Source organism: Rhizobium sp. BK316 (genome assembly GCF_014193695.1).
GTDB lineage: Bacteria > Pseudomonadota > Alphaproteobacteria > Rhizobiales > Rhizobiaceae > Rhizobium.
This window is the reverse complement of record NZ_JACHZR010000006.1, coordinates 91,114-114,893: the sequence shown is the minus strand read 5'-3', so window position 1 is coordinate 114,893 and position 23,780 is coordinate 91,114. Positions and strand designations below refer to the sequence as shown.

Sequence of the window (23,780 nt, the reverse complement as noted above, 5' to 3'; positions counted from 1 at the left end):
AAAAATAGACATTATGGCGAAACAGGACGAACTGGTATTCCTGCCCCTGGGCGGCGTCGGCGAGATCGGCATGAATCTCGCGCTGTACGGTTACGGCCCGGCGGATCATCGCCAGTGGATCATGGTGGATTGCGGCGTTACCTTTCCGGGGCCGGATTTACCGGGCGTCGATCTCGTCCTGCCGGATATCCGCTTCCTCGCCAATGAGCGCAAGAACCTCAAGGCGATCATCATCACCCACGCCCATGAGGATCACTACGGCGCGCTCGCCGACCTCTGGCCGGGCCTGAATGTTCCAGTCTACGCCTCGCCCTTCACCGCCGGCCTGCTGGAAGCCAAGCGCAATTTCGAGAAGGATGCGATCGGCGAAGTGCCGGTGACGATTTTCAAGGCGGGCGATACGATCAATGTCGGTCCCTTCAGCATCGAAGGTGTTGCCGTCAATCACTCCATCCCCGAACCGATGTCGCTGATGATCCGCACGCCGCTCGGCAATGTCATCCACACCGGCGACTGGAAGATCGATCACGAGCCATCGCTTGGACCTCTGACCGACGAGACGCGTTTCCGCCAGCTTGGCGATGAAGGCGTGCTGGCACTGCTCTGCGACTCCACCAATGCGCTGCGCGATGGCGTTTCGCCCTCGGAGAAGGATGTCTCGGAGAGCCTGCGCAAGATCATCGAAGATGCCGAGGGACGCGTGGCCATCACCACCTTCTCCTCGAATGTCGGCCGTATCCGCACTGTCGCCGAAGCCGCAGAAGCTGCGGGCCGCGAAGTGCTGCTGCTCGGAAGCTCGCTGAAGCGCGTGTGCGATGTCGCTCAGGACATCGGACTGATGGAGGGCATTAAGCCGTTCATCTCCGAGGAGGATTACGGTTTCATTCCGCGCGACAAGGTCGTGGTCATTCTCACCGGCAGCCAGGGCGAGCCGCGCGCTGCCCTTGCCAAGCTTTCCCGTGACGAGATGCGCAATGTGGCGTTCACCGCCGACGATATCGTCGTCTTCTCCTCGCGTGCCATCCCCGGTAACGAGAAGGCGATCCAGGATATCAAGAATGGCCTCGTGGAGCAGGGCGTTCACATCATCACTGATACAGAGGCGCTGGTGCATGTCTCTGGCCATCCGCGCCGCAACGAGCTGCAGAAGATGTACGAATGGACACGGCCGAAGATCGTCGTGCCCGTGCATGGCGAGGCGACGCATCTGACGGCCCACAAGGAGCTTGCCGAACAATCCGGTATCGCGACCGTGCCGCGTGTGCGCAACGGCGACGTGCTGCGGCTCGCGCCGGGGCCGGCCGAGGTGATCGACAAGGCGCCGCATGGCCGCATCTACAAGGATGGGTCGCTGATCGGTGATTTTGATGAGATGGGTATCGGCGAGCGCAAGAAGCTTGCCTATGTCGGCCATGTTGCCGTCAGCATCGTCCTTGACAGCCGCTATGATATCATCGGCGAGCCCGATCTCGTCGCGATCGGCCTGCCGGCCTATGATGACGAGGGCGAGGATATGGAGGATGGGTTGTTCGACGCCGCGATCAGTGCGTTTGAGAGCATTCCACGCGCCCGCCGGAAGGATATCGACATGGTACAGGAGGCTGTGCGCCGCGCCGTGCGCGCTGCCGCCAATCACATCTGGGGCAAGAAGCCCGTCGTCACTGTTTTCATCACCAGGGTCTGAACGATGCTCGGCCGGGTGAACCATATCGCCATCGCCGTGCCCGATCTTGCTGCTGCGACCGCAAGCTATCGTGACACGCTGGGCGCCGTGGTCTCAGAGCCTCAGGCGCTGCCGGAGCATGGTGTCACGGTCGTCTTCGTGGAACTGCCGAATACCAAGGTGGAGTTACTGGAGCCGCTCGGTAACGCCTCGCCGATTGCAGCCTTCCTCGAGAAGAACCCTGCCGGCGGCATGCACCACATCTGCTACGAGGTCGAGGATATCCTCGCCGCCCGAGACCGGCTTACGGCGTCAGGAGCGAGAGTGCTTGGCAACGGCGAGCCAAAGATCGGTGCTCATGGCAAGCCAGTGCTTTTCCTTCATCCGAAGGATTTCTTCGGGACGCTCATTGAGCTGGAGCAGGTCTGATCGCGCTGCGGCAGAGTGACCTAAATTATCTACAGCCTTTGAATTGGCCAGCATTCCCGCTTATAAGCACGCAAAACGAAGCGCTGGAGCGCCGTGCGTCCATTCGGACGCACTAAGGACGCTCTACCTCTTTGAATCGACGCATCGGGCTTTCCGAAAATCGATTCCGATTTTCGGAAAGCCCGATGCTGTAAGGCGCATATCGACGGGAACCAACATGTTTCAGGCCTTCCTCCAGGGATTCGCAGTCTACTTCATCATTTGGTGGATCACGCTTTTTGCTGTCCTGCCGATCGGCCTGCGCACGCAGGCGGAGGACAATGACATCGTGCTTGGCACGGTTCCGAGCGCGCCGACGCGCTTTCGTCCGCTTTTCGTCTTCTCTCTGACGACGCTCGTCTCCGGCGCCATTTACGGCATCTGGTACGTCTGCTCGACTTATTTCGGCTTCGGCTTCGACGCACTTCCACAAATAGGGCCTAGCTTCTATTAGGGATGTCTTTTGCTCAAACTTTGAGCAAATGTAAACGCAACCGCGAAAAACTGTCATATGCACGTCACGCAAGTGAGGCAAAGAGCTTGCGTAACGGAAAGCGGGCTCACCTAACGTAAGATGGCTTGATTTTCGGGACAGCTGGGAGCCGAAAAAGCAAAAAAAAACAAGGCTAAAAGCCTTGTTTTAAGTATCGCGTGATCCTTAACCGTTACCGGGGCAGCGACAAGCGCGCCTAAGATCTGATCCTCCCAAGACTTGACCGCGAATTCGGCAAGAATTTAACCTTCTTGCCTGTTTTGTGAGCTAAAACTAGCCCAAAGATTGTGCTTTGTCATCAGCTTTTTTTGCATTTTTGCTACACTCACGCAAAATTTTTCTGTTGACAAGATTTACCTTCAAGTCCTTATAAATGCGCGCTTTTTCGCGCCTGCTGAATTTATGGGCGCTAACATGCGTCTGCGGGAGGCTGCTCGCGTCGGTCGCGGGTTTCTTTCCTGTCGCGAAGCGGCTATGAACGCTCCCATCTTTATCAAAGACCGTCGATTCCGCTTGGGTAAGCGGCGTCTCAACTGTACCGGAATCCGCCATGCGTCTGTCCCGCTTCTTCATACCCATCCTCAAGGAAAATCCCAAGGAGGCGGAAATCGTCTCCCATCGGCTGATGCTGCGTGCCGGCATGATCCGCCAGCAGTCGCAGGGCATCTATTCCTGGCTGCCGCTGGGCAAGAAGGTGCTGGACAAGGTCAACAATATCATCCGCGAAGAGCAGAACCGCGCGGGCGCCATCGAGCTTTCGATGCCGACGTTGCAGTCGGCCGAGCTCTGGCAGGAGAGCGGCCGCTATGACGCCTACGGCAAGGAGATGCTGCGCATCAAGGACCGCCAGGACCGTCCGATGCTCTACGGCCCGACCAACGAAGAAATGATCACGGATATCTTCCGTTCTTCGGTCAAGTCCTACAAGGACCTGCCGCTCAATCTCTATCACATTCAGCTGAAATTCCGTGACGAGATCCGTCCGCGCTTCGGCACCATGCGCTCGCGCGAATTCATGATGAAGGACGCCTATTCCTTCGATCTGACGCGCGAAGGTGCGGAACATTCCTACAACAAGATGTTCACCGCCTACCTGCGCACCTTCGATCGTCTCGGCCTGCGCGCCATTCCGATGCGCGCCGATACCGGCCCGATTGGTGGCAATCTCAGCCATGAATTCATCATCCTTGCCGATACCGGCGAGTCCGAGGTTTTCTGCCACAAGGATTTCGTCAACTTCGATATCCCCGCGGAAAACACGGATTTCGACAGCGTCGACGGTCTGAAGGGGATTTTCGACAAGTGGACGTCGCTCTATGCCGCGACCTCGGAAATGCATGACGAGTCGGCCTTCAACGCCATTCCCGAAGGCGAGCGTCTTTCTGCGCGCGGCATAGAAGTCGGCCATATTTTCTACTTCGGTACGAAGTATTCCGAGCCGATGGGCGCGAAAGTGCAAGGTCCCGATGGCAAGGAACACTTCGTTCACATGGGGTCTTACGGTATCGGCCCGACGCGCCTTGTTCCCGCCATCATCGAAGCATCGCATGATGAGAACGGAATCATCTGGCCGGAGTCGGTCGCACCCTTCGATGTCGTTGTTATCAACATGAAGGCCGGCGACGAAGCCTGCGACGGTACCTGCGAGCTGATTTACGCGGCGCTGACCAAGGCGGGCAAGGACGTCCTCTATGACGACACGGACGATCGCGCCGGTACAAAGTTTGCGACCGCCGACCTGATCGGCGTGCCGTATCAGATTATTGCCGGTCCGCGCGCGGTCGCGAACGGCGAAGTGGAAGTGAAGGACCGCAAGACCGGCGCCCGCGAGACGATGACCATCGAGGCGGCGATCAACAGGTTCGTGGCTTAAAAAGACGGAGGCGAAATGGCAGAGGCAGCAGTGGACCGGAGTTCAAAATCCGGCTTGGGTCCGGCTGGCAAGCCATTTTCTACCTTCGAACGCCTGGTGGCGTGGCGCTATCTGCGCGCCCGCCGCAAGGAGGCCTTCATCTCGGTGATCGCCGGCTTCTCTTTCGTCGGCATCATGCTGGGCGTTGCGACGCTGATCATCGTCATGGCCGTGATGAACGGGTTCCGCACGGAGCTCGTCTCCCGCATTCTCGGCATCAACGGCCACATGATCATCCAGCCGGTCGATGGTCCGTTCACCGATTATGCCGATCTCGTGAAGAAATTCGAAGCCGTACCCGGCATCAAGATGGCGCTGCCGTTAGTGGAAGGCCAGGTGCTGGCCTCTTCGCAGACGGGCGGCAGCACTGGCGCGCTGGTGCGTGGCACGCGGGCCGAAGACCTGACCAAGCTCAAGACGGTTTCCGACAACATCAAGTCCGGTGATATGGTGGGTTTTGCCGCGGGCGACGGCGTTCTGGTCGGAAGCCGCATGGCCGATCAGCTGGGACTGCGGGCGGGCGACCTGATTACACTGACATCACCGGAAGGCGACGTGACGCCGATGGGCGTCAATCCGCGCATCAAATCCTACAAGATTTCCGGCCTCTTCGAGATTGGCATGTCGGAATACGATGCCTCGATCATCTACATGCCGCTCGAGGAATCGCAGCTCTATTTCAATGCCGACGGGCTGGTGCAGTCGATCGAACTCTTCGTCAACAACCCTGACGACATCGATAATCTGAGACCCAAGGTCGAGGAGGCGGCCGGCCGGCAGATCTTAATCACCGATTGGCGCCAGCGCAACCAGACCTTCTTCTCCGCCCTGCAGGTCGAGCGCAACGTGATGTTCATGATCCTGACGCTGATCGTGCTCGTCGCCGCGCTCAACATCATCTCCGGCCTCATCATGCTGGTGAAGGACAAGGGCAGCGATATCGCGATCCTGCGCACCATGGGTGCAAGCGCCGGCGCCATCATGCGTATCTTCTTTATGACAGGCGCGGCGATCGGCATTGTCGGCACGATCGCCGGCGTCTTGCTCGGCGTGTTCGTCTGCATCAACATCGAGTCCATCCGCCAGTTCTTCTCATGGGTCTCTGGCACGGTGCTTTTCGATCCGCAGCTCTACTTCCTGAGTCAGCTTCCGGCGGAAATGGATGTGAGCGAAACGGTTTCGGTCGTCATCATGGCATTGACGCTCTCCTTCATCGCGACGATCTTCCCCGCCTGGCGCGCCTCCCGCCTCGATCCCGTTCAGGCCCTTCGCTACGAATAAGGCCGTGATCCAAGGTCAAATCCAAGGCCCAATCCAAGGAATGCCGCATTCATGAAACGCAACGTCGTTCTCAAGCTTTCGGGCGTCGAGCGCCACTATGGCCAGGGCGAAACGCTGTTGACCATCCTTAAGGGTGCGGATTTCACCCTGTCGAGCGGTGAGATGGTGGCGCTGGTGGCGCCGTCAGGCACAGGCAAGTCGACGCTGCTGCATATCGCAGGGCTGCTGGAGCATCCTGACGGCGGCGAGGTATCGGTCAACGGTCGCCCCTGTGATGGCCTTTCCGATGACAAGCGCACGGCCATCCGCCGCGGTGAGATCGGCTTTGTTTATCAGTTCCATCACCTGCTGCCGGAATTCTCGGCGCAGGAGAACATCATGATGCCGCAGCTCATCGCCGGCCTCTCATGGAAGGAAGCGGGCGAGCGGGCAAAGATGCTTCTGGATTATATGCGCATCGGCCACCGCGGTACGCATCGCCCGGGCGAGCTTTCCGGCGGCGAGCAGCAGCGTGTGGCAATCGCTCGCGCCGTTGCCAATGCACCGAGCCTGCTTCTGGCCGACGAGCCGACCGGCAATCTCGACCCTGAAACCGCCAGCTATGTCTTCGACGCTCTGGAGGCCCTGGTGCGCCAGTCCGGTCTTGCCGCGCTGATCGCCACACATAATCACGAGCTTGCCCGGCGCATGGATCGGCGCGTGACGATATCAGACGGCAAGGTCGTGGATTTCTGATTATCAGGGGATAATCAGCCCGCCGCGATAATCGAGCTCATAGGCCTTTTGACCATCCACGAGAATGAATTCGTGACCACGGAAATGCGTGCAGTCGCCTTCGCTCGTATCGACATAACGCCCCAGCGAATGATCGAAGATCATGCCTCCGAGGAAGCGGCCCTGCTTGTAGAGCTGTGACAGCGCCGCGCTGATGATGGTGCCTGCGACAGTCCCGTCGATGATCCCGGGCTCGATGATCCGCCCAAAGTAGTTCATCGCCCAGACCGGCTTTTCTGCCAGCCACACCACCTCCTGACCTGCGAAATCCGTGCCGCCGAAGTAGCTGTCGAGATAGCGCCAGATGCCGCGCTTGTAGCCGATGTCATGGGCGCCGATCCGGTAGGACGGTTGCGCCTTCGCTCCGGCGACATAGGTCTGCGATTTGGCTTCGACGATGAAGCCGTTGAGTTCCTGCGTGTCCATCGCCCAGATGCTCCGATGTTAACCATGTCCTGCGGAAACGGGGGGTAATCCTGTTGACAATAGAACATACATGGAACAAAGTAAAAACATAAGAGCAAAGGAGAGCCAAATGACTGACATGATCCGTGATATCGCAGCATTCACCTCCATCGCAATGTTCATTGCCAGCTTCTCGCTGATCGTCATGGCAATGTAAGAATTCAGGGGATCGCATGGCAGCCGTGCGATCCCGCAGCGGGACTTTTTCTGGACAGAATCGCCTTCAATGCCGACAATGCGCATTCTTCATTGAGGCAGTTGGAAGGGCATGTCATGGCGGATGCGGAACAGGGTGCGATCGGCGGAAAACCGGGCTTCGTCCATCTGAGGGTTCACTCTGCCTATTCACTGCTCGAAGGCGCGCTGCCCCTCAAAAAGATCCTCTACAAGGCGTCGGGCGACAGCCAGCCGGCGATTGCCATTACCGATACCAACAATCTCTTCGTTGCACTGGAGTTCTCCCAGAAAGCGATGGATGAGGGGCTGCAGCCGATCATCGGCTGCCAGGTGTCGATCGATATGGAAGACGGTCTCGAAACCGAGAAGCGGGGCGGCCAGCAGGCGCTGGTCAAGCTGCCTTCCATCGTGCTTCTGTCCGCCACCGATGCAGGCTACGAACGGCTGGTCGATCTCGTCAGCCGCGCCTATCTCGGTGGCGAGGGCAACTCGACCATCCATATCCGTTCCTCCTGGCTGGATGAGATCGGCACGGAAGGGCTGATCGCCCTGACGGGTGCCGCGACCGGCCCGGTCGACATGCCACTCAAGGACGGTCATGCCGCCGCGGCGGAAACACGGCTGCTGACGCTGAAGCGCATCTTCGGGGACCGGCTTTATGTCGAACTGCAGCGGCACGGCACTTATGACAAGCGGCACGAACAGAAGGTCATCGGCCTTGCTTACAAGCATGATCTGCCGCTGGTCGCGACCAATGAGGCCTTCTTCCCGACCCGTGACGATTACGACGCGCACGACGCGCTGATGGCGGTTGCCCATAACGCCATCGTCTCCGACGACAGCCGCTTCCGTCTCTCGCCGGATCACTACCTGAAGAGCCGCGCGGAGATGGAAAAGCTCTTCGCTGATCTCCCGGAGGCGTTGGAAAATACCGTCGAGATCGCCCGGCGCTGCTCCTTCGTGCTGAAGACCCGCAAGCCGATCCTGCCGCGCTTCACCGGTGCGACCGATGATCCAGAGGAGGCAGAGCGCGCAGAGTCGCTCGAACTTCGCCGGCAGGCGGAGGAGGGGCTCGACATGCGCCTTGCCACCCTCGGCATGTCGGCTGGCTATGAGGAGAAGGATTACCGCGAGCGGCTGGAATTTGAGCTCAGCGTTATCGAACGCATGAAGTTCCCCGGCTACTTCCTGATCGTTGCGGACTTCATCAAATGGGCCAAGCAGCATGACATCCCGGTTGGCCCTGGCCGCGGCTCGGGTGCGGGCTCATTGGTCGCCTACGCGCTGACGATTACCGACGTGGATCCGCTTCGCTTCTCGCTGCTTTTCGAGCGCTTCCTCAATCCGGAACGCGTCTCGATGCCGGACTTCGATATCGACTTCTGCCAGGACCGCCGCGAAGAGGTGATCCGTTACGTGCAGCAGAAATACGGCCGCGAGCAGGTGGCGCAGATCATCACGTTCGGTTCGCTGCAGGCGCGCGCCGCATTGCGCGACGTCGGCCGCGTGCTGGAAATGCCCTACGGCCAGGTCGACAAGATCTGCAAACTCGTGCCGAACAACCCGGCAAACCCGACGCCTCTGTCCAAGGCGATCGAGGAAGAGCCGAAGCTGCAAGAGGAGGCCGCCAGGGAACCGGTCGTCGCGCGCCTCTTGGATATCGCCCAGAAGATCGAAGGCCTCTATCGCCACGCTTCGACCCATGCCGCCGGTATCGTGATCGGCGACCGCCCGCTGTCGAAGCTCGTGCCGATGTATCGCGATCCGCGCTCCGACATGCCGGTCACCCAGTTCAATATGAAGTGGGTGGAGCAGGCCGGCCTCGTGAAGTTCGACTTTCTTGGCCTGAAGACGCTGACCGTGCTCAAGGTCGCCGTCGATTTCTGCAAGAAGCGTGGCATCGAGGTGGATCTCGCCAAGATCCCGCTCGACGACAAGAAGACCTACGAGATGCTCTCGCGCGGCGAGACGGTCGGCGTGTTCCAGGTTGAAAGTGCGGGCATGCGCAAGGCGCTGATCGGCATGAAGCCGGATTGCATCGAAGACATCATCGCGCTCGTGGCGCTCTACCGTCCCGGCCCGATGGAGAATATTCCCACCTACAATGCCCGCAAGCACGGTGACGAAGAACTGGAATCGATCCACCCGACGATCGACCATCTTCTCAAGGAAACGCAGGGCGTTATCGTCTACCAGGAACAGGTGATGCAGATCGCCCAGGTCCTGTCGGGCTATTCGCTCGGCGAAGCCGATCTTCTGCGTCGCGCCATGGGTAAGAAGATCAAGGCCGAAATGGACCAGCAGCGCGAGCGCTTCGTTGACGGCGCAGTCAAGAACGGCGTGTCGAAGCCGCAGGCCGACAACATCTTCGAACTGCTCGCAAAGTTCGCAAACTACGGCTTCAACAAATCGCACGCCGCCGCCTACGCCATCGTCTCTTACCAGACGGCCTATATGAAGGCGCACTATCCGGTCGAGTTCCTGGCCGCGTCGATGACGCTCGATATGTCGAACACCGAAAAGGTCAACGACTTCCGGCAGGATGCCAAGCGCCTCGGTATCGAGGTCATCGCGCCCTCCGTTCAGACCTCCTTCCGCCAGTTCGAGACCGGCGATAACCGTATCTATTACGCGCTTGCGGCTCTCAAGGGTGTCGGCGAATCCGCTGTCGATCACATCGTCGAAATGCGCGGAGATAAGCCCTTTGCCAGCATCGAGGATTTCTGCCTGCGCATCGATCCGCGCCAGGTGAACCGCCGTGTGCTGGAAAGCCTGATCTATGCCGGCGCCTTTGATTGCTTCAATCTGGATCGCGCCCAGCTTTCAGCCGGCCTCGACCGCGTGCTCGGCTATGCGCAGCGCGCCCAAGAAAACAAGCTGAGCGGTCAGTCCGATATCTTCGGCGGAGCGCTGTCTTCAGGTCCGGAAAAGATCGCCCTGCCGCCATTCTCGCCGTGGCTTGCCTCGGAGCGGCTGCTTAAGGAATTCCAGGTGCTGGGCTTCTACCTGACCGCCCATCCGCTCGACAGCTACAACAACATCCTTCAGAAGATGCGCGTCCAGACCTTCGCGGACTTCTCGACGGCGGTGAAGCAGGGCGCTGCGAACGGGCGGCTGGCGGGTACGGTGATTTCCAAGCAGGAGCGCAAGACACGCACCGGCAACAAGATGGGCATCATCGTCTTTTCGGATTCCTCCGGCCAGTTCGAAGCCGTGCTCTTCTCCGAAATGCTGAACCAGTACCGTGACATACTGGAGCCCGGAAAGTCCTTCGTCATCACCGCGATCGGCGAGGAACGACCGGAAGGCGTGAGCCTGCGGCTGCAGACCATCCAGTCGCTGGAAGAAAAGTCGTTGCAGATGCAAAAGGCGCTGCGCGTCTATGTCCGCGACTCCGGCCCGCTGCGCGCTGTCGCAGCACATCTGAACGCCAAGGGCGACGGCCTCGTCTCCTTCATCGTCATCAAGGAAGAGGGCAAGCGCGAGGTCGAGGTGGTGTTGCAGGACAAGTACCGCATCACGCCGGAGATCGCCGCGGCCTTGCGAGCTGCCCCTGGCGTCGTCGACGTCGAACTCGTCTGAACGGGAAAGAGCGACCGGCACTGTGCCGGTTGCCTTTGCTTTCAGCCGGCCTGCAATCGGCAGGATGCATCGGCACAGCGGCCTCTGCCGAAGCCCATGATGACCATGCCGATCAACGTCGCCGCGACCGGCACCAGCAAAGCGGTCCGCAGCGCCTCCAGCCGTTCGGACGGGCTTTCACCCTCGCCGAGAGCAAGTGTGCCGACAGCACTGACGGCGGAGAGGCCGAGCGCTGCGCCGAACTGGAACGAAGTGTTCACCAGGCCGCTCGCCAGCCCCTGTTCGTTTTCGGCAATACCTTCAGTCGCGATGATCGTCAGTGGGCCGTAGCCGAGCGAGAAGGCAAGGCCGAGAAGGATCGTCGATGGCAGCATCGCCGCATAGGTCCAATCGAGCCCCATGCGGAGAAAGAGCGCGTAGCCCGCAACAGCGAGTGCAAAGCCGCCAAGCACCACGCGTCCATTGCCGAAGCGTTCGACGAGCAGAGGCGTCAGCAGCGGTGCGAGAATGGCGTCCATGCCGATGACGATCAGGGCAAGGCTGGTTTCGAACGAGGACCAGCCCAACAGTTCCTGCAGATAGAGCGAGACGATGAACTGGAAGCCGAAGAAGGCACCGGTGAAGAGCATCGCTCCGAGGTTGGATTGTACTATGGTGGCAGACCGGAAGATTCCGAGACGCACGAGCGGCGCACGTGAATGACGCTCAATGAGTATGAAGGCAAGCCAAAGCACCGCGCTTGCCGCTGCCGCAGCGATCGTCCAGGTCAGGTCGTTGGTCGCATGTTCCAGTCGTGTCAGCGTATAGGCGGCAAGCAGCATGGCGCCGGTCAGGGTCAGGGCGCCGGCAATGTCGAACCTCTGGCGCGGGACGGCTTCTTGCCTGTCCTCCACGATCAGCTTCATGCCGGCAAGCAGAAGAATGGCGGAGAAGATAACCGGAGCGAAGAACACCCATCGCCAGCCGACGGCCGACAAAAGCCCGCCGATGACGAGCCCGAGCGAGAAGCCGGCCGAGGCGGTGCCGGCATAGATCAGCACGGCCCTGTTGCGCTGTGACCCTTCGGGAAAGCTTCCATTGATGAGCGCAAGGCCGGCCGGCGTCATGAAGGCGGCCGCTGCGCCCGTCACGAAGCGGGCCGTCAGCAGCATCCAGCCTTCGGTCGCAAAGCCGCCGAGGCCGGAGAAGAGCAGGAATACGGTCAGCGCCGTCAGGAAGACTTTGCGCTTACCATACATGTCGGCGACCCGCCCTCCGAGTAGCATCAGGCCGGCATAGGCAAGCACATAGGCGGAGACGACGGCGCTCAGCGTCGTGGTCGAAAGGCCAAGCTCGGCCCGGATCGAGGGCAGCGCGATATTGAGCATGGCCGCATCGACGCCTTCGAGGAAGATCGCGCCGCAGAGAACGGCGAGCATGCCGGCAGCACTGCGGCTCATTCTTCCGCTCTCCGCCGTAAGTGGAGGACTTGTAGACATCATGATTTCCTTGTCGTGAAGCAGGGAAGAGCGAGAATGGTTACATTATAATCCTCGGTTCCCTATTGTAACCAAAGCTGACATAAGGCATGGTTCGAACCCATGGAAGAAGGCACTTCAAACTCACCGAGTGACTGCTGCAGCACCGAGCGCGACTACGACATCCACCAGTGGGATTCGCGGGAGGAATGCGAGGTGCGTCAGATTTTGGATCGCATCGCCGACAAATGGTCGCTGCTGGTTATCGCATTGCTTGAAAAGCGCACTCTGCGCTTTACCGAATTGCGCAAGAGCATCGATGGCATCAGCCAGCGCATGTTGACGACGACCTTACGCCAGCTCGAGCGCGACGGGCTGATCGAGCGGACAGTCTATCCAGTGGTGCCGCCAAGGGTCGATTACGCTCTGACGGAACTCGGCTGCACACTGCATGAGACCATCAAGGCGCTCGTCGTCTGGACCGAGACGAACCAGGCGAAGATCATCTCCGCTCGCCGAAGCTATGACGAGCGCGCCAGCGAGAAGCTCTGGTAGGTCTCAGCTCTCGCGAGTGATGGTGATGAATTCCGTGCCCTCGCCGGTTTCGGAACCGAGGCCGGTATCTGTGATTGTCAGTGTCGAGCCGGGCGAGATCAGTGCGTCGATCCGATGACGGGTCTCTTCTGACATCGAGATGCGGCTGAGTGCCTTCGCGATAGGACGGCCGCTGATGATGGAGCTTTCCTGATTGGCGATACCGAGCCGCTTCACCGTTTCGCGAGAGAGATTGTTTTCCAGCGTGACGCCCAGCCAATCGGCTGTACCGGCCGCCTCATCCACGGCATGCAGCGAGAAGAAGTGGGTGCCGAGCGCAAGCCCCGGATCGGCAATCGTGATCGGCGCTTCGAAGAGCGGCTTGAAATCCTGCCGCACCATGATGACGCCATTCGGCGGTTCGCCCTTGCCTGCCGCGGCGTAAACTTCCCTGAGGAGAGTATCCGTGATCAGGCCCTTGTCACGGGCAAATTCGGTTGGTCGCAACGCCTTGAAGGCATTGATGGCCTGAACCGTCGCGGGACCGGCCAGCCCGTCGGGCTCGCCGGCAGCAAAGCCGAGTTTGTTCAGGAAGGTCTGGATGTCGATGACGTTTTCACGCAGCGTCCGGCGCGTAATCAGCATGCTGATCGGCGCGGTATCCGCAGCAGGCGCCTGCAGTTGGATCATCGGCATCGGCAGGGCAGCCGTCGTCTCGTTCATGGCGACCTGCACCTGCGTCTTCGCGTCGCCGATGGCCGGGCGAAGCTCGACGTCGGAAAGCAGCGGTGACGGCTCGGGCCGGTCGGGACGGAAAAGTGTTGGATGGTCGATCGGCTCGGGCGTCAGCTCACTGTCGGTGATGATGACGGGTACGCCCATCTCGGTCATCTTGTAGAGCGATTTCGCAAACGCGTCGGGCATGCGCACGCAACCATGCGAGGCCGGGTAGCGCGGCACGGAATTGGACTCATGCAGGGCGATCCCGGACCATGTCAGCCGCTGCATGAAGGGCATCGGCGCATTCGAATATATGTTGGATTCGTGGTATCTCTGCTTCTCGATGACCGAGAAGATGCCGCTCGGCGTCGTATGCCCGTCCTTGCCGCTCGAGATCTTGGAGGTCGCCACGACCTCCGCGCCGTCATAGACGGTCAGCGACTGCCTGTCCTTGGAAACGAATATCTGCAGCGTACGCGCACCGGCTGCAAAAGCAGGATCGACAAGGGCGGTCGCCGACAGCAACCCGATAAGGACACCTACACGCACAGACATGACGCAATACACCACATGCACAAAAACCACGCGAGTTAAGCATGCGAAGTTTAACGAAGGCTTGAATACGCCATCGCGTTTTGATCACGAGATTGTGGGATATTCAATTTTATGCAAATCTAAAATAAGGGAAGTCTTGGGGGAGACTTGGAAATGCATGTCGATATTGTTTCTGCGTTCGATGATCTGCATGCCCTGAAGGATAACTGGAACGAGGTATACGCCGCCGACCCGGAAGCGCACTATTTCCTTTCCTGGCACTGGATGGCGCAATGGCTGCAGCGGCGGTCATTATGGTTCGTTCTTGCCGCCAAGCGGCGGCAGGCGGATGACCGCTATGTAGCTTTCCTTCCCATTCAGCTCCACGTCGATTTCGAGGAAGGCCAGGGCCTTGGCAATATCGTGCGCCTCGGCGGCACGCCCTATGCCGGCTATAACGGCCTTCTGACGCATCCTGAGGACGCCGAGGCGGTGCTCGGCGCTTTCGCCGATTGCCTGCAGAGCTTCAACTGGAAACATCTCGATCTTGATGACGTCTATATGTCCGAAGCGAGACTGAAGAGGTTTCTGGCGGGCTTTTCTGCCTCGGAATTCTCAAGGAGGAAAGTTCCGCGCCGGCCGCATATCACAGCTGATGGCGAAAACATCGACCACGACGTCTATGTCTACGTCCCGCTTGGCGAGGTCTTTGAAACCTTCCTGGACGAGCGCATCGGTGCCAAGACGCGGCGCAACGCGCGAAAGGCGCTGCGTGATCTCGTCGCGCCGGACAATGAGCTGCGCATCACGCATGTGACGCCGGAGACAATGGAGCGCGATCTCGAAATCTTCTACGGGATGTGGAACGTCCAGTGGGGTGAGCGTCAGCCGCGCTACGGCAAGTTCATCCTCGATAACAGCCGTCACATGCTGCCGGCCTGCATAGAGGACGGTTCGGTCTTCATGCCGATCCTCTGGCATCAGGACAAGCCGGTCTGCACCTTCATCAGCTTCCTGGATCCCCACCGCAAATCGATGATGTGCTTCCTCGGAAGCCGCGACCTGACTTTCCGCCGCTCGATCAGCCCCGGCTTCCTGCTCCATTGCTACAATATGCGTTGGGGCATCGAGAACGGCTACCGAACCTACGATCTCGGCACGGGCAATTACGGCTACAAGGATCTTTTGGGCTCCGAACACCATATCGTTGAGAAGCTGCAGGTCTCCACGCTCTCCGGCCGCAATATCGGCGATCGCCTCGACCCGCGCTCGCTGGATAGCGCCATGCATCAGGCGGCACATTTTTTCAGAAGTGGAAACCCGGAGTCGGCAGAACTCTGCTGCCGGCAGATCCTTGTCGCCGACGATGCACATGCGCCCGCAACCTCACTGTTGGCGAAAATAGAAGCAACGCAGCGGCCGAGACTGGTGAGCGATCCCGCAGCCCATTTCAGCGCGGCTGCCGAACGGCACCGGGCCGGCGATCTGGTCGCGGCGGAAGCGGGCTACCGCGATGTGATCGCGATCGTGCCTGAGCATTTCGATGCTCTGCAGCATCTGGCGCTGCTGCTGCTACAGAAAGGCGCTCTCGGCGAAGCCAAGGACTGTGTCGACAAGGCGATCGAGGTGAAACCGGTCTCCGCTTCGGCCTATTGCAATCGCGGCAATATACTTGCGCGTCTTTCGAATTTCGAAGAAGCGCTTGGAAGCTACGACCGGGCCATCGCGCTGGATGCTAGCCATGCCATCGCCTTCAACAATCGCGGCAATGTGCTGCGGCGGCTGGGACGCCATGACGAGGCGGTGGAGAGCTACGACCGCGCGATCGCGATCGATCCGGGCTATGCTCAAGCAATAAAGAACCGGGACGCAGCGCTTCAGGAGATGGAGACCGTGCTGGCGTAGCTATCGGTTGCCCTTGCCGCCAAATGTGTAGCCGGTTTCAACCGTGCCTTTGCCGAATTTGTCGCGCAGCTTGTCCATGGCAGCTTCCGCCGCCGCACGGCGGCCGGATTGCTGGTCGATGAGATCGGGCGGATCGGCGCGGCCGGCATCGCCGAGATCGGTGACGCCGATGCCGATCAGGCGGAATTTCGTGCCGTCGGCTTCCTTCCCCAGAAGCTCGATCCCGGTGCGGAAGATCTTGTCGGCAAGTTGTGTCGGGTCTTCAAGGCGGCGGTTGCGGGTGCGGGATTTGAAATCGGCCGTCTTCATCTTCAGTACGACCGTATGGCCTGCGATGCCGTTCTTCTTCAGCCGCCAGGAGACCTTTTCCGAGAGATTGCGCAGGATCGGCACCAGATCGTCATAACGCGAGATATCGTCGAAGAAGGTGGTTTCGGCAGAAACGCTCTTTGCGGCATCGTTGATATGCACCTCGCGGTCGTCGATACCGCGTGACAGGCGGGACAGCCGCTGGCCGATGCTGCCGTAACGGCGCATCAGGTCGTTCTCCTCCATCCCCTGCAACTGGCCGATCGTGCGGATGCCGTCAGCTTCGAGCGTCGCGGCAAAAGCCTTGCCGACGCCCCAGATGGTCGTCACCGAGCGAGGCGCCAGGAACTCGACCGCTTCCTCGCGCCCAATGACGGAAAAGCCACGCGGCTTCTGCAGATCGGAGGCGACTTTGGCGAGGAACTTACAATAGGAAAGTCCGACCGAAACGGTGATGCCGATCTCCTTCTCGACGCGGCGGGCAAACTTCGCCAATGTGCGGGCCGGCGGATCGTGGTGCAGCCGCTCGGTGCCGCCGAGTTCCAGGAAGGCCTCGTCGATGGAGAGCGGCTGCACCAGCGGCGTCAGCTCCTGCATCAGCGCGCGGACCTGCCTTCCCACCTTTACATATTTCTCCATGTCGGGACGAATGACGATCGCCTGCGGGCAGGCCTCCAGCGCCTTGAACATCGGCATGGCCGAGCGGACGCCATGGATGCGGGCAATATAACAGGCGGTAGAGACGACGCCACGCTTGCCGCCGCCGATGATCACGGGCTTGTCGGCGAGCTCCGGATTGTCGCGTTTCTCCACGGCGGCATAGAAAGCGTCGCAATCGACATGCGCGAGCGTCAGGTCATAGAGCTCTTTGTGGCGCACGAGGCGGGGGCTGCCGCAGGCATGGCAACGGCGCGCCTCACCCTTCTGCCCGGCAAGGCAGTCGCGACAGAAGCCGGGTGTCTTGTCAGGTGCAGGCGTCATGGTGAGAACAAAGGTTGAACATCGCAACATTACGCCCTAAGCTTTCGAGTCTCAAGAGAGGGAGGAGAGCTTGGCCGTGGATATCGATCTTCGTTTCGAGCCTGTCACCGCCGAACGCTGGGATGACTTCGAGGCGCTATTCGGCCCGCAGGGTGCCTTTTACAATTGCTGGTGTGTGGCGCTGCGCCTTCCGCATGCCGTCCGCACCAAGATGGAGCCCGCGGAGCGCAAGGCCTATATGCACGGCCGCATCGCGGCGGGGCCGCCGCCGGGCATTCTCTGTTATGTCGAAGGCGAGCCAGTGGCCTGGGTGCAAGTGGGGCCACGCCACGACGTGCCGCAGTTCAATTCGCCGCGCACGGTCTCGCGGCCGCTGGAGGATGGCGATGCGCACGATCCCTCGATCTGGGCGGTCAGCTGCTTCTTCCTGCTGCCGAAGCTGCGCGGGAAAGGGGTCAGTCACAGGTTGCTTGCCGGCGCCGTCGATTATGCCCGCAGCCAAGGTGCGCGGCTGCTGGAAGCCTGTCCGATCGACCATGTGAAGCAGTCGAAATCCGTCACGCTCTGCATCGGCTCGACGGCTATTTTCGATGCTGTCGGTTTCGAGACGATTGCGCGGCGCAAGGACGGCCGACCGCTCATGCGGCTGGATTTGCGCGCCTGATGGTGTCTGCCGCAAGATGCTGGTCAATGAGCATGGCGGCGTGCGCCCAGTCCCGTGCCCGCTTAATATCCTCAGCGGCCGCCGGTGCGAGGCGATGAACGGGCGAGTCCGGCATGAGATGGATGAGCAAACAAGCACTCACATGCTCCTTCACCGAATGCAGGTTGCGCGCCATATCATCGATAAAGACGACCGGGAGGTCGCGACCGCCATGCAGCGCCTGCACGATCGGTCCTTTCGGCTGTTCGCTGGCCAGCAGCGGGAAAGTGAGGCCGGTGCGGTCCAGGAGGCGGCGGCGATGAGCGGAAAACTGCGGCGGCATCGCGGTGAGGAACAGGATGTCGGCATCATCAGACAGGCGTTCGAGTGTCGAAACGACAGGATCGATGGGCGTCTGCCAGCTTTCCTGGGCCTCGAAGAACTCCAGGATCAGCCGGCTGACATGCTGATCCTCAAGCGCAAGCCCGTCGGCAAGCGAGACGACATTGCCGTGAAGCCGGAAGGAGCGCGGCAGGAATTCATGGCCGAGGCTCTTGAGGTATAACTGAAAGGGATCGATGAATTGCAGTACGACGTCATCGACATCGCAGACGATGAGCGGCCTGTCGCTAAGGCGGATATGCGAGATGTCGAGTTCGGCGCTGTCGTTCACGATCAATATTCTCCGGAATCGAGGCCGGGTGGCGAGAAGTGTCGCCATGCCGCCGTCAGCGCTTCGGGTGTCGTGTCCGTCGCCTCACAGAAGGCGATCGCCGTCGGCTCATGGTTCATGAGGAAATCCAGCATACCGGCGAGAAAGCCGGGATCATTGATGGCATTGCGCACTTGGCTCGGTTCTACGCCGGTCAATGCCAGGAAGCGACCGAAGAGATCCGGGTCGTTCGCAAGCCAGCCAAGGACGGCGATGGCCGTTTCTTGCGGATCGGCTGTCGCCGCAAGTTGTTTCGAAGTCTTGAAATTGCTTTGCATTGCGGTGGTCGAGTTACCTTTTCTTCAACCAAATACCGGTAGCTTGCACTATCGGTTTCATGGAGCCATTTGTCAGCTAATGTCTTTATCATGGACATTTGGCTTCAAGAGCGGACGTAGGGACAGCTGATCATGCCCAAACAGGTGATGATTGTAGAAGATAACGAGCTCAACATGAAGCTCTTTCGCGACCTCATCGAGGCCTCGGGCTATACCACGATCCAGACCCGCAACGGCATGGAAGCGCTTGATCTTGCGCGCAAACATCGCCCCGACCTTATACTTATGGATATTCAGCTTCCGGAAGTTTCCGGCCTCGAAGTCACCAAGTGGCTGAAGGAAGACGACGAACTGCATGTGATCCCGGTCATCGCCGTCACGGCCTTTGCCATGAAGGGCGACGAGGAGCGGATCAGACAGGGCGGCTGCGAGGCCTATGTCTCCAAGCCGATCTCCGTTCCGAAATTCATTGAGACGATCAAGACTTATTTGGGCGACGCCTGAGGCATCGGAAGAGATTATGACTGCGCGAATACTGGTTGTTGATGATATTCCAGCGAATGTGAAGCTGCTCGAAGCGCGGCTGCTGGCGGAATATTTCGACGTGTTGACCGCGGCCGACGGCTACGAGGCGCTGGCGATCTGCGACCGCAACCAGGTCGATCTCGTTCTCCTCGACATCATGATGCCCGGCATTGACGGTTTCGAAGTCTGCGAGCGGCTGAAGGCCAATCCCAAGACCGCGCATATTCCCGTCGTCATGGTGACCGCGCTCGACCAGTCGGCCGACCGCGTGCGCGGCCTGAAGGCCGGTGCCGATGATTTCCTGACGAAGCCCGTCAACGACCTGCAGCTCATCTCCCGCGTAAAAAGCCTGCTGCGCCTGAAGACACTGAGTGACGAACTGCGCGTGCGCGCCGAGACCGCCCATACGATGGGCATGGATGAGTTGATGCGCTCTGGCGACGGACGCTCCGACGAGGCTGGGCAGGTATTGCTGGTCGACAGCCGCGCCAACTCGCAGGAACGCATCATCAAGACGCTGAAGCCTGTCGCCGATGTTCTCGCCATTTCCGATCCGCAGGCTGCCCTTTTCGAAGCGGCCGAGAGCGCCTTCGAACTTGTCATCGTCAACGCCAATTTCGATGATTACGACCCGCTGCGGCTCTGCTCGCAGTTCCGTTCGCTGGAGCGGACCCGTTTTTTGCCGATCCTGATCATCACGGAGCAGGGCGCCGACGAGATGGTCATCCGGGCGCTCGATCTCGGCGTCAACGACTATATTGTCCGCCCTGTCGATCCGAACGAGCTGGTCGCCCGCAGCCTGACGCAGATCCGCCGCAAGCGTTACAACGACCGCCTGCGCGCCAGTGTCAAGCAGACGATCGAGCTTGCCGTCACCGATCCACTGACCGGTCTCAGCAATCGCCGTTATCTCGACAACCATCTCAACGTGCTCTTCAACCGTTCGATGGCGCGGGGTCGGCCGCTTTCGATCCTGATTACCGATATCGACCGCTTCAAGCAGGTCAACGATACCTATGGCCATGATGGCGGCGACCAAGTGCTGAAGGAATTCGCAAACCGCGTGCGCTCGACCGTCCGCGGCGCTGATCTTGCCTGCCGTTACGGCGGGGAAGAATTTGTCGTCGTCATGCCGGACACCTCGCCCGAAGTTGCTGCGGCCGTTGCCGAGCGCCTGCGCGCAGCCATCGAAACCACACCCTTCCTGCTGAAGTCGTCAGGCGAAACACTGAATATCACGGCCTCTTTCGGTATATCCTCGCGTATCGCCTCGGTCATAACGCCCGACCAACTTATGAAGCAGGCAGACCTTGCGCTTTATGAAGCGAAAAACACCGGGCGCAACCGGGTCGTGGCCTCGGCCGCCTGACCGCACAATGTGCCGTAACGCATCGCTTTCGGTTATCCACTGGCGGTAACTGAACCTTACGAATATTTAATATTGACGGCTGCAACGAAGACGCTTGTTTTTCAACCCGATAGCCCAAAAAAGGACTTTAAAGCGCGTTTCTTCCGATAATGCGTATCGCCTGCTCCCGAAAGCTAGAGGCAGGGAATGAAGAAAGAAGAGCGGACTATAACAGCCTTCCGAGCGGTTTGTTCGCGTAAATCGTATTTCAGAAAACGTAACGCCGGTGCCTCACGTAAGGGTAGGGGTGATGGTGTTATTGCAATATATTTATGAAATTCTTAGTTTGGTCAAATATTGTCCTCTTGGTAAAAGAGAATTGGATGCCGTTTTACACGTACCAAAACTGGACTTTTAACCATAGAATCATGCCTTGAAATTTTACCATTAAGAATTTGTTGATTTTCTTTCATTTTTGCGCAAATTATCGGCTCAGAACAGAAAACGCTCCCATGGAGGAGCTGTCGATACCCCATGATGCTCAGGTCCGCCGCATCTCCTGGGTCGTGGGGTCGGTCGGCTGGTACGCAATTTAAGACGGTTCCTCGTGCCGTTTTGCATGCTGGCCGACCCCCTTTTCGTAAAAACGCCGTCACTTCCCGAAGATGGAAGGGCGGCGTTTTTCTTTGTTTGCGCTAACATTGCCGTCAGCAAGTCCAAAACAAACAAAAAGCGCGCAACCCGAAGGCGCGCGCTTTTCTAGAACCGTCAGACCAAGTGATTACTTGATCTTGGTTTCCTTGAACTCGACGTGCTTCTTGGCAATCGGGTCGTACTTGGTCTTCGTCATCTTGTCCGTCATCGTACGGCTGTTCTTCGTCGTGACGTAGAAGAAACCGGTGTCGGCCGTCGACAGAAGCTTGATCTTGATAGTGGTAGCCTTGGCCATGGTCGTCCTGCCTTTAAGAAAATGAAAGCCGTGGAAAGCCGGATAGGCTCCACGGCAAATTCTGGCGCGAAACTACGAATCTAGCCCGAAAAGTCAAGCCCGCTTTCCGATGAAAAGCAGCCTTATGCCTGCGAGCAGGGCATAAAGCCCGAAGAAACCGGCAATTGCATAGGCAAAACCGTTGTTTCCGGCAACGTCGATGGCAGCGCCGATCACCTGGGGACCCGCAACGGTGCCGACGGCATAACAGAAAACGAAGGCCGCATTGGCCGCCGCAAGGTCCGAACCTGTCAGTCGCGAGCCGAGATGGCTGAGTCCAACCGTGTAGAGGCCGGAGACGCAGCCGCCCCAGAACAGCAGGATGCCGGCCATAAGAAGCCAGTTATTGACGAGGACCGGCAGCATCATCGTGCCGACGAAACCGGTCAGGGCCATCAGCGCCAGCAGGGGACGCTTGTCCTTGATACGATCCGAAAGCAATCCGAGCGGGATCTGGAAGATGACGTTGCCGACACCCATCATGGTGAGCAGCAGGGCGGCCTGCGATTCGGTGAAATGTGCGCGCACCGCAAAGATCGGAAAGAGCGAGAGGCCGCCGGCTTCGACCGCACCGAAAATGAAGACCGCTGCAGTCGCGGTCGGCACCAGGAAGACGTAGCGCATGAAATGCAGTTCCGGCTTCTCGTCCAGAACAGGGCTTTCATAGCGGGCGATGAAGATCGGGATGGCGGCAAGCAGGATCGCGCCTGCGCCGACCAGGAAGGGGAGGATGCCGTCACTGCCGAGCAAGGAGAAGATCAGCGGTCCCGCGGCAAAACCGATGGACAAAACCGTGGCATAGATGCCGAGCACGAATCCGCGCTTGGAAGGCGGCGAGGCGGCGTTGATCCAGAATTCGGAGAGGATGAAGAGCGTGGTCGTGGCGCCGTGGAAGGCGAAGCGCAGCGGGAACCACATCCAGAAGTCCTGCGCATAGTAAAAACCCAGTGCGCTCAGTGCCGAAATCAATACCGCCCACAGCATGGTGGGCGCCACGCCGTATTTATGCGCGAGCTTGGTGGTGATCGGCGCCGCCGCCATCGCCGCGATACCGGCCATTGCGGTGTTGAGGCCGATAAGAGTGGAGGAAATGCCGCGTTTTTCGAGAATGATGCTGAGAAGAGGCAGTCCCAGGCCGATCGCTATGCCGACGGCGGAGATGGAAGAGACGGCAGCTACCAGAGAAGGCCAATGGATTTCCTCGACATCGCCCGGTGTGCCGTTCCTCGGCTGAGACATTTATCCATCCTTAGAGAAGTATGCGGACGAATCGTCCGTCTGGTGCCACATAGAAAGACATAGGCATGCCAAATCCAGGTGACGGGCAGGGTTTCATAATAATTCTGGCATCTGCCGGCGATTTCTTGAGTGTAAACTTTCCCCGTACAAGAAATAATTACCGTGTCGATCTGCTGCGGATAGTCGGCTACAGGCCATGGCGCTCTGACCGCTGCCCCTACACGCGAAATATGCCTGTAAGGTGAAGGTGTTCAAGCTTGCCGGCCGGATACGTCGTAATCATCAGGTTCGTCGTCCTGGCCGCCGAAGCCATGCATTTTCAGCGCCCACTGCAGGCCGATGACGCAACCCTTGATCGGCTGGATCGAGACGAGTGCGGTGATGATGGTGATCGGCGCCCAGATGGCGAGATGCATCCAGACCGGCAGCACGAAGGCCGTGTCCGTCAGCATGAAGCCGCCGACGACGACGTGGCCGAGCACGAGAATGACGAGATAGGGCGGCAGGTCGTCGGCGCGATGGTGGTACATCGCCTCGCCGCAGGCCGCACAGTGATCGACGGGCTTGAGGAAGGCGCGGAACAGCTTGCCGCTGCCGCAGGCCGGACAGCGGTTCAGCATACCGCGCATAATGGAGCGTCCGAGCGGGCGCTCGGCATCGGGCGTATCCCCGTAGCGGACGGCCTCGTCTGTCGGTGTGCTCATCGATCTTTCCCTTCCCGGGACCAGAGTCTCTCCATCTTTCTTCGAAATATGGAAAGATTCTGTCTCTTTCTCTTCACGCAGCTCCGGA

Annotated in this window: 22 protein-coding genes; 12 read left to right on the top strand and 10 right to left on the bottom strand. The window is 59.4% G+C overall.

Translation table 11 applies throughout. From position 1 onward, the window contains the following. Positions 1-13 precede the first annotated feature (13 nt). The 3 genes from FHT87_RS25865 to FHT87_RS25855 all read left to right on the top strand — a co-directional run bounded on the left by FHT87_RS25865 (position 14) and on the right by FHT87_RS25855 (position 2,585). Positions 14-1,684: a ribonuclease J gene (locus FHT87_RS25865; protein WP_183805659.1), complete on the top strand. Its 1,671-nt coding sequence runs from the start codon at positions 14-16 to the stop codon at positions 1,682-1,684. A 3-nt stretch (positions 1,685-1,687) separates the two neighbouring features. Then, complete coding sequence (gene mce / locus FHT87_RS25860) at positions 1,688-2,092, top strand: methylmalonyl-CoA epimerase (protein WP_183730180.1); 405 nt, start codon at positions 1,688-1,690, stop codon at positions 2,090-2,092. Positions 2,093-2,309: 217 nt separating this feature from the next. After that, entirely contained in the window at positions 2,310-2,585 is a 276-nt protein-coding gene (locus FHT87_RS25855) for a DUF1467 family protein (RefSeq protein WP_183730177.1), read from the top strand. Positions 2,586-2,897: 312 nt separating this feature from the next. Here FHT87_RS25855 and FHT87_RS25850 read toward each other — a convergent pair whose 3' ends face one another. Further along, the gene (locus FHT87_RS25850; protein ID WP_246699674.1) at positions 2,898-3,176 is read right to left on the bottom strand and encodes a hypothetical protein; all 279 of its coding nucleotides are present in this window, start codon (positions 3,174-3,176) and stop codon (positions 2,898-2,900) included. On the opposite strand from FHT87_RS25850, the gene proS reads away from it, so the two are divergent. Genes proS through FHT87_RS25835 form a run of 3 tightly spaced genes read left to right on the top strand, consistent with a single transcriptional unit; the run spans position 3,175 to position 6,552 of the window. Beyond that, positions 3,175-4,497 (top strand): proline--tRNA ligase, encoded by a 1,323-nt coding sequence (proS, locus tag FHT87_RS25845; protein WP_183805657.1) that lies wholly within the window; start codon positions 3,175-3,177, stop codon positions 4,495-4,497. The two genes, FHT87_RS25850 and proS, sit on opposite strands and share 2 nt — an antisense overlap. Before the next feature lie 15 nt (positions 4,498-4,512). Continuing rightward, complete coding sequence (locus tag FHT87_RS25840; RefSeq protein ID WP_183805655.1) at positions 4,513-5,817, top strand: lipoprotein-releasing ABC transporter permease subunit; 1,305 nt, start codon at positions 4,513-4,515, stop codon at positions 5,815-5,817. A 51-nt stretch (positions 5,818-5,868) separates the two neighbouring features. After that, a complete protein-coding gene (locus FHT87_RS25835) occupies positions 5,869-6,552 on the top strand; it encodes an ABC transporter ATP-binding protein (protein ID WP_183805653.1) in 684 nt (227 codons plus the stop codon). Positions 6,553-6,555: 3 nt separating this feature from the next. Here FHT87_RS25835 and FHT87_RS25830 read toward each other — a convergent pair whose 3' ends face one another. Further along, positions 6,556-7,017: a DUF5680 domain-containing protein gene (locus tag FHT87_RS25830; protein WP_183805651.1), complete on the bottom strand. Its 462-nt coding sequence runs from the start codon at positions 7,015-7,017 to the stop codon at positions 6,556-6,558. Between the two features lie 312 nt (positions 7,018-7,329). On the opposite strand from FHT87_RS25830, the gene dnaE reads away from it, so the two are divergent. Beyond that, complete coding sequence (gene dnaE / locus FHT87_RS25825) at positions 7,330-10,815, top strand: DNA polymerase III subunit alpha (protein ID WP_183805649.1); 3,486 nt, start codon at positions 7,330-7,332, stop codon at positions 10,813-10,815. A 41-nt stretch (positions 10,816-10,856) separates the two neighbouring features. On the opposite strand, the gene FHT87_RS25820 is transcribed toward dnaE, so the two are convergent. After that, on the bottom strand, positions 10,857-12,254 hold the full coding sequence (locus FHT87_RS25820) for an MFS transporter (protein ID WP_246699673.1): 1,398 nt from the start codon (positions 12,252-12,254) through the stop codon (positions 10,857-10,859). A 141-nt stretch (positions 12,255-12,395) separates the two neighbouring features. Here FHT87_RS25820 and FHT87_RS25815 point away from each other — a divergent pair, with 141 nt between their 5' ends. Continuing rightward, positions 12,396-12,827, top strand: coding sequence for a helix-turn-helix domain-containing protein (locus tag FHT87_RS25815; RefSeq protein WP_183730159.1), 432 nt, complete (start codon positions 12,396-12,398; stop codon positions 12,825-12,827). Positions 12,828-12,830: 3 nt separating this feature from the next. Here FHT87_RS25815 and FHT87_RS25810 read toward each other — a convergent pair whose 3' ends face one another. Further along, positions 12,831-14,081, bottom strand: a complete 1,251-nt coding sequence (locus FHT87_RS25810; RefSeq protein ID WP_183730155.1) for a L,D-transpeptidase family protein — start codon at positions 14,079-14,081, stop codon at positions 12,831-12,833. 153 nt (positions 14,082-14,234) lie between these two features. Between FHT87_RS25810 and FHT87_RS25805 the strand changes: the two genes are divergently transcribed. Beyond that, positions 14,235-15,965: a GNAT family N-acetyltransferase gene (locus FHT87_RS25805; RefSeq protein ID WP_183805647.1), complete on the top strand. Its 1,731-nt coding sequence runs from the start codon at positions 14,235-14,237 to the stop codon at positions 15,963-15,965. Here the strand turns inward: FHT87_RS25805 and FHT87_RS25800 are convergent, their stop codons facing one another. Continuing rightward, on the bottom strand, positions 15,966-17,255 hold the full coding sequence (locus tag FHT87_RS25800) for a DNA polymerase IV (RefSeq protein ID WP_183805645.1): 1,290 nt from the start codon (positions 17,253-17,255) through the stop codon (positions 15,966-15,968). It lies immediately after the preceding gene. A 76-nt stretch (positions 17,256-17,331) separates the two neighbouring features. Between FHT87_RS25800 and FHT87_RS25795 the strand changes: the two genes are divergently transcribed. Further along, the gene (locus tag FHT87_RS25795; RefSeq protein WP_183730147.1) at positions 17,332-17,919 is read left to right on the top strand and encodes a GNAT family N-acetyltransferase; all 588 of its coding nucleotides are present in this window, start codon (positions 17,332-17,334) and stop codon (positions 17,917-17,919) included. Here the strand turns inward: FHT87_RS25795 and FHT87_RS25790 are convergent. Both FHT87_RS25790 and FHT87_RS25785 read right to left on the bottom strand, forming a co-directional pair. Continuing rightward, a complete protein-coding gene (locus FHT87_RS25790) occupies positions 17,894-18,571 on the bottom strand; it encodes a hypothetical protein (RefSeq protein WP_183730144.1) in 678 nt (225 codons plus the stop codon). The two genes, FHT87_RS25795 and FHT87_RS25790, sit on opposite strands and share 26 nt — an antisense overlap. Before the next feature lie 2 nt (positions 18,572-18,573). Next, positions 18,574-18,888 (bottom strand): DUF3572 domain-containing protein, encoded by a 315-nt coding sequence (locus FHT87_RS25785; protein ID WP_183730141.1) that lies wholly within the window; start codon positions 18,886-18,888, stop codon positions 18,574-18,576. 132 nt (positions 18,889-19,020) lie between these two features. Between FHT87_RS25785 and FHT87_RS25780 the strand changes: the two genes are divergently transcribed. Together FHT87_RS25780 and FHT87_RS25775 are read left to right on the top strand one after the other, a co-directional pair. After that, positions 19,021-19,392, top strand: coding sequence for a response regulator (locus FHT87_RS25780; protein WP_003547430.1), 372 nt, complete (start codon positions 19,021-19,023; stop codon positions 19,390-19,392). A gap of 16 nt (positions 19,393-19,408) precedes the next feature. Next, on the top strand, positions 19,409-20,782 hold the full coding sequence (locus FHT87_RS25775) for a PleD family two-component system response regulator (RefSeq protein WP_183730138.1): 1,374 nt from the start codon (positions 19,409-19,411) through the stop codon (positions 20,780-20,782). A gap of 760 nt (positions 20,783-21,542) precedes the next feature. On the opposite strand, the gene rpmG is transcribed toward FHT87_RS25775, so the two are convergent. From rpmG to FHT87_RS25760, 3 genes are all read right to left on the bottom strand, one after another. Next, entirely contained in the window at positions 21,543-21,710 is a 168-nt protein-coding gene (gene rpmG / locus FHT87_RS25770; RefSeq protein ID WP_003587245.1) for a 50S ribosomal protein L33, read from the bottom strand. A 93-nt stretch (positions 21,711-21,803) separates the two neighbouring features. Further along, on the bottom strand, positions 21,804-22,988 hold the full coding sequence (locus FHT87_RS25765; RefSeq protein ID WP_183730135.1) for an MFS transporter: 1,185 nt from the start codon (positions 22,986-22,988) through the stop codon (positions 21,804-21,806). A gap of 251 nt (positions 22,989-23,239) precedes the next feature. Further along, entirely contained in the window at positions 23,240-23,692 is a 453-nt protein-coding gene (locus FHT87_RS25760) for a DUF983 domain-containing protein (RefSeq protein ID WP_183805643.1), read from the bottom strand. Between the last annotated feature and the right edge of the window lie 88 nt (positions 23,693-23,780).

Bases quoted from the DNA above. Each gene is read 5' to 3' on its own strand.
- dnaE (WP_183805649.1), top strand. From the start codon at position 7,330: ATGGCGGATGCGGAACAGGGTGCGATCGGCGGAAAACCGGGCTTCGTC.
- FHT87_RS25780 (WP_003547430.1), top strand. From the start codon at position 19,021: ATGCCCAAACAGGTGATGATTGTAGAAGATAACGAGCTCAACATGAAG.
- FHT87_RS25820 (WP_246699673.1), bottom strand. From the start codon at position 12,254: ATGAGCCGCAGTGCTGCCGGCATGCTCGCCGTTCTCTGCGGCGCGATC.
- FHT87_RS25760 (WP_183805643.1), bottom strand. From the start codon at position 23,692: ATGAGCACACCGACAGACGAGGCCGTCCGCTACGGGGATACGCCCGAT.
- FHT87_RS25865 (WP_183805659.1), top strand. From the start codon at position 14: ATGGCGAAACAGGACGAACTGGTATTCCTGCCCCTGGGCGGCGTCGGC.
- FHT87_RS25815 (WP_183730159.1), top strand. From the start codon at position 12,396: ATGGAAGAAGGCACTTCAAACTCACCGAGTGACTGCTGCAGCACCGAG.
- FHT87_RS25840 (WP_183805655.1), top strand. From the start codon at position 4,513: ATGGCAGAGGCAGCAGTGGACCGGAGTTCAAAATCCGGCTTGGGTCCG.
- FHT87_RS25785 (WP_183730141.1), bottom strand. From the start codon at position 18,888: ATGCAAAGCAATTTCAAGACTTCGAAACAACTTGCGGCGACAGCCGAT.
- FHT87_RS25855 (WP_183730177.1), top strand. From the start codon at position 2,310: ATGTTTCAGGCCTTCCTCCAGGGATTCGCAGTCTACTTCATCATTTGG.
- rpmG (WP_003587245.1), bottom strand. From the start codon at position 21,710: ATGGCCAAGGCTACCACTATCAAGATCAAGCTTCTGTCGACGGCCGAC.
- FHT87_RS25850 (WP_246699674.1), bottom strand. From the start codon at position 3,176: ATGGCGGATTCCGGTACAGTTGAGACGCCGCTTACCCAAGCGGAATCG.
- proS (WP_183805657.1), top strand. From the start codon at position 3,175: ATGCGTCTGTCCCGCTTCTTCATACCCATCCTCAAGGAAAATCCCAAG.
- FHT87_RS25805 (WP_183805647.1), top strand. From the start codon at position 14,235: ATGCATGTCGATATTGTTTCTGCGTTCGATGATCTGCATGCCCTGAAG.
- FHT87_RS25830 (WP_183805651.1), bottom strand. From the start codon at position 7,017: ATGGACACGCAGGAACTCAACGGCTTCATCGTCGAAGCCAAATCGCAG.
- mce (WP_183730180.1), top strand. From the start codon at position 1,688: ATGCTCGGCCGGGTGAACCATATCGCCATCGCCGTGCCCGATCTTGCT.
- FHT87_RS25810 (WP_183730155.1), bottom strand. From the start codon at position 14,081: ATGTCTGTGCGTGTAGGTGTCCTTATCGGGTTGCTGTCGGCGACCGCC.
- FHT87_RS25765 (WP_183730135.1), bottom strand. From the start codon at position 22,988: ATGTCTCAGCCGAGGAACGGCACACCGGGCGATGTCGAGGAAATCCAT.
- FHT87_RS25800 (WP_183805645.1), bottom strand. From the start codon at position 17,255: ATGACGCCTGCACCTGACAAGACACCCGGCTTCTGTCGCGACTGCCTT.
- FHT87_RS25775 (WP_183730138.1), top strand. From the start codon at position 19,409: ATGACTGCGCGAATACTGGTTGTTGATGATATTCCAGCGAATGTGAAG.
- FHT87_RS25835 (WP_183805653.1), top strand. From the start codon at position 5,869: ATGAAACGCAACGTCGTTCTCAAGCTTTCGGGCGTCGAGCGCCACTAT.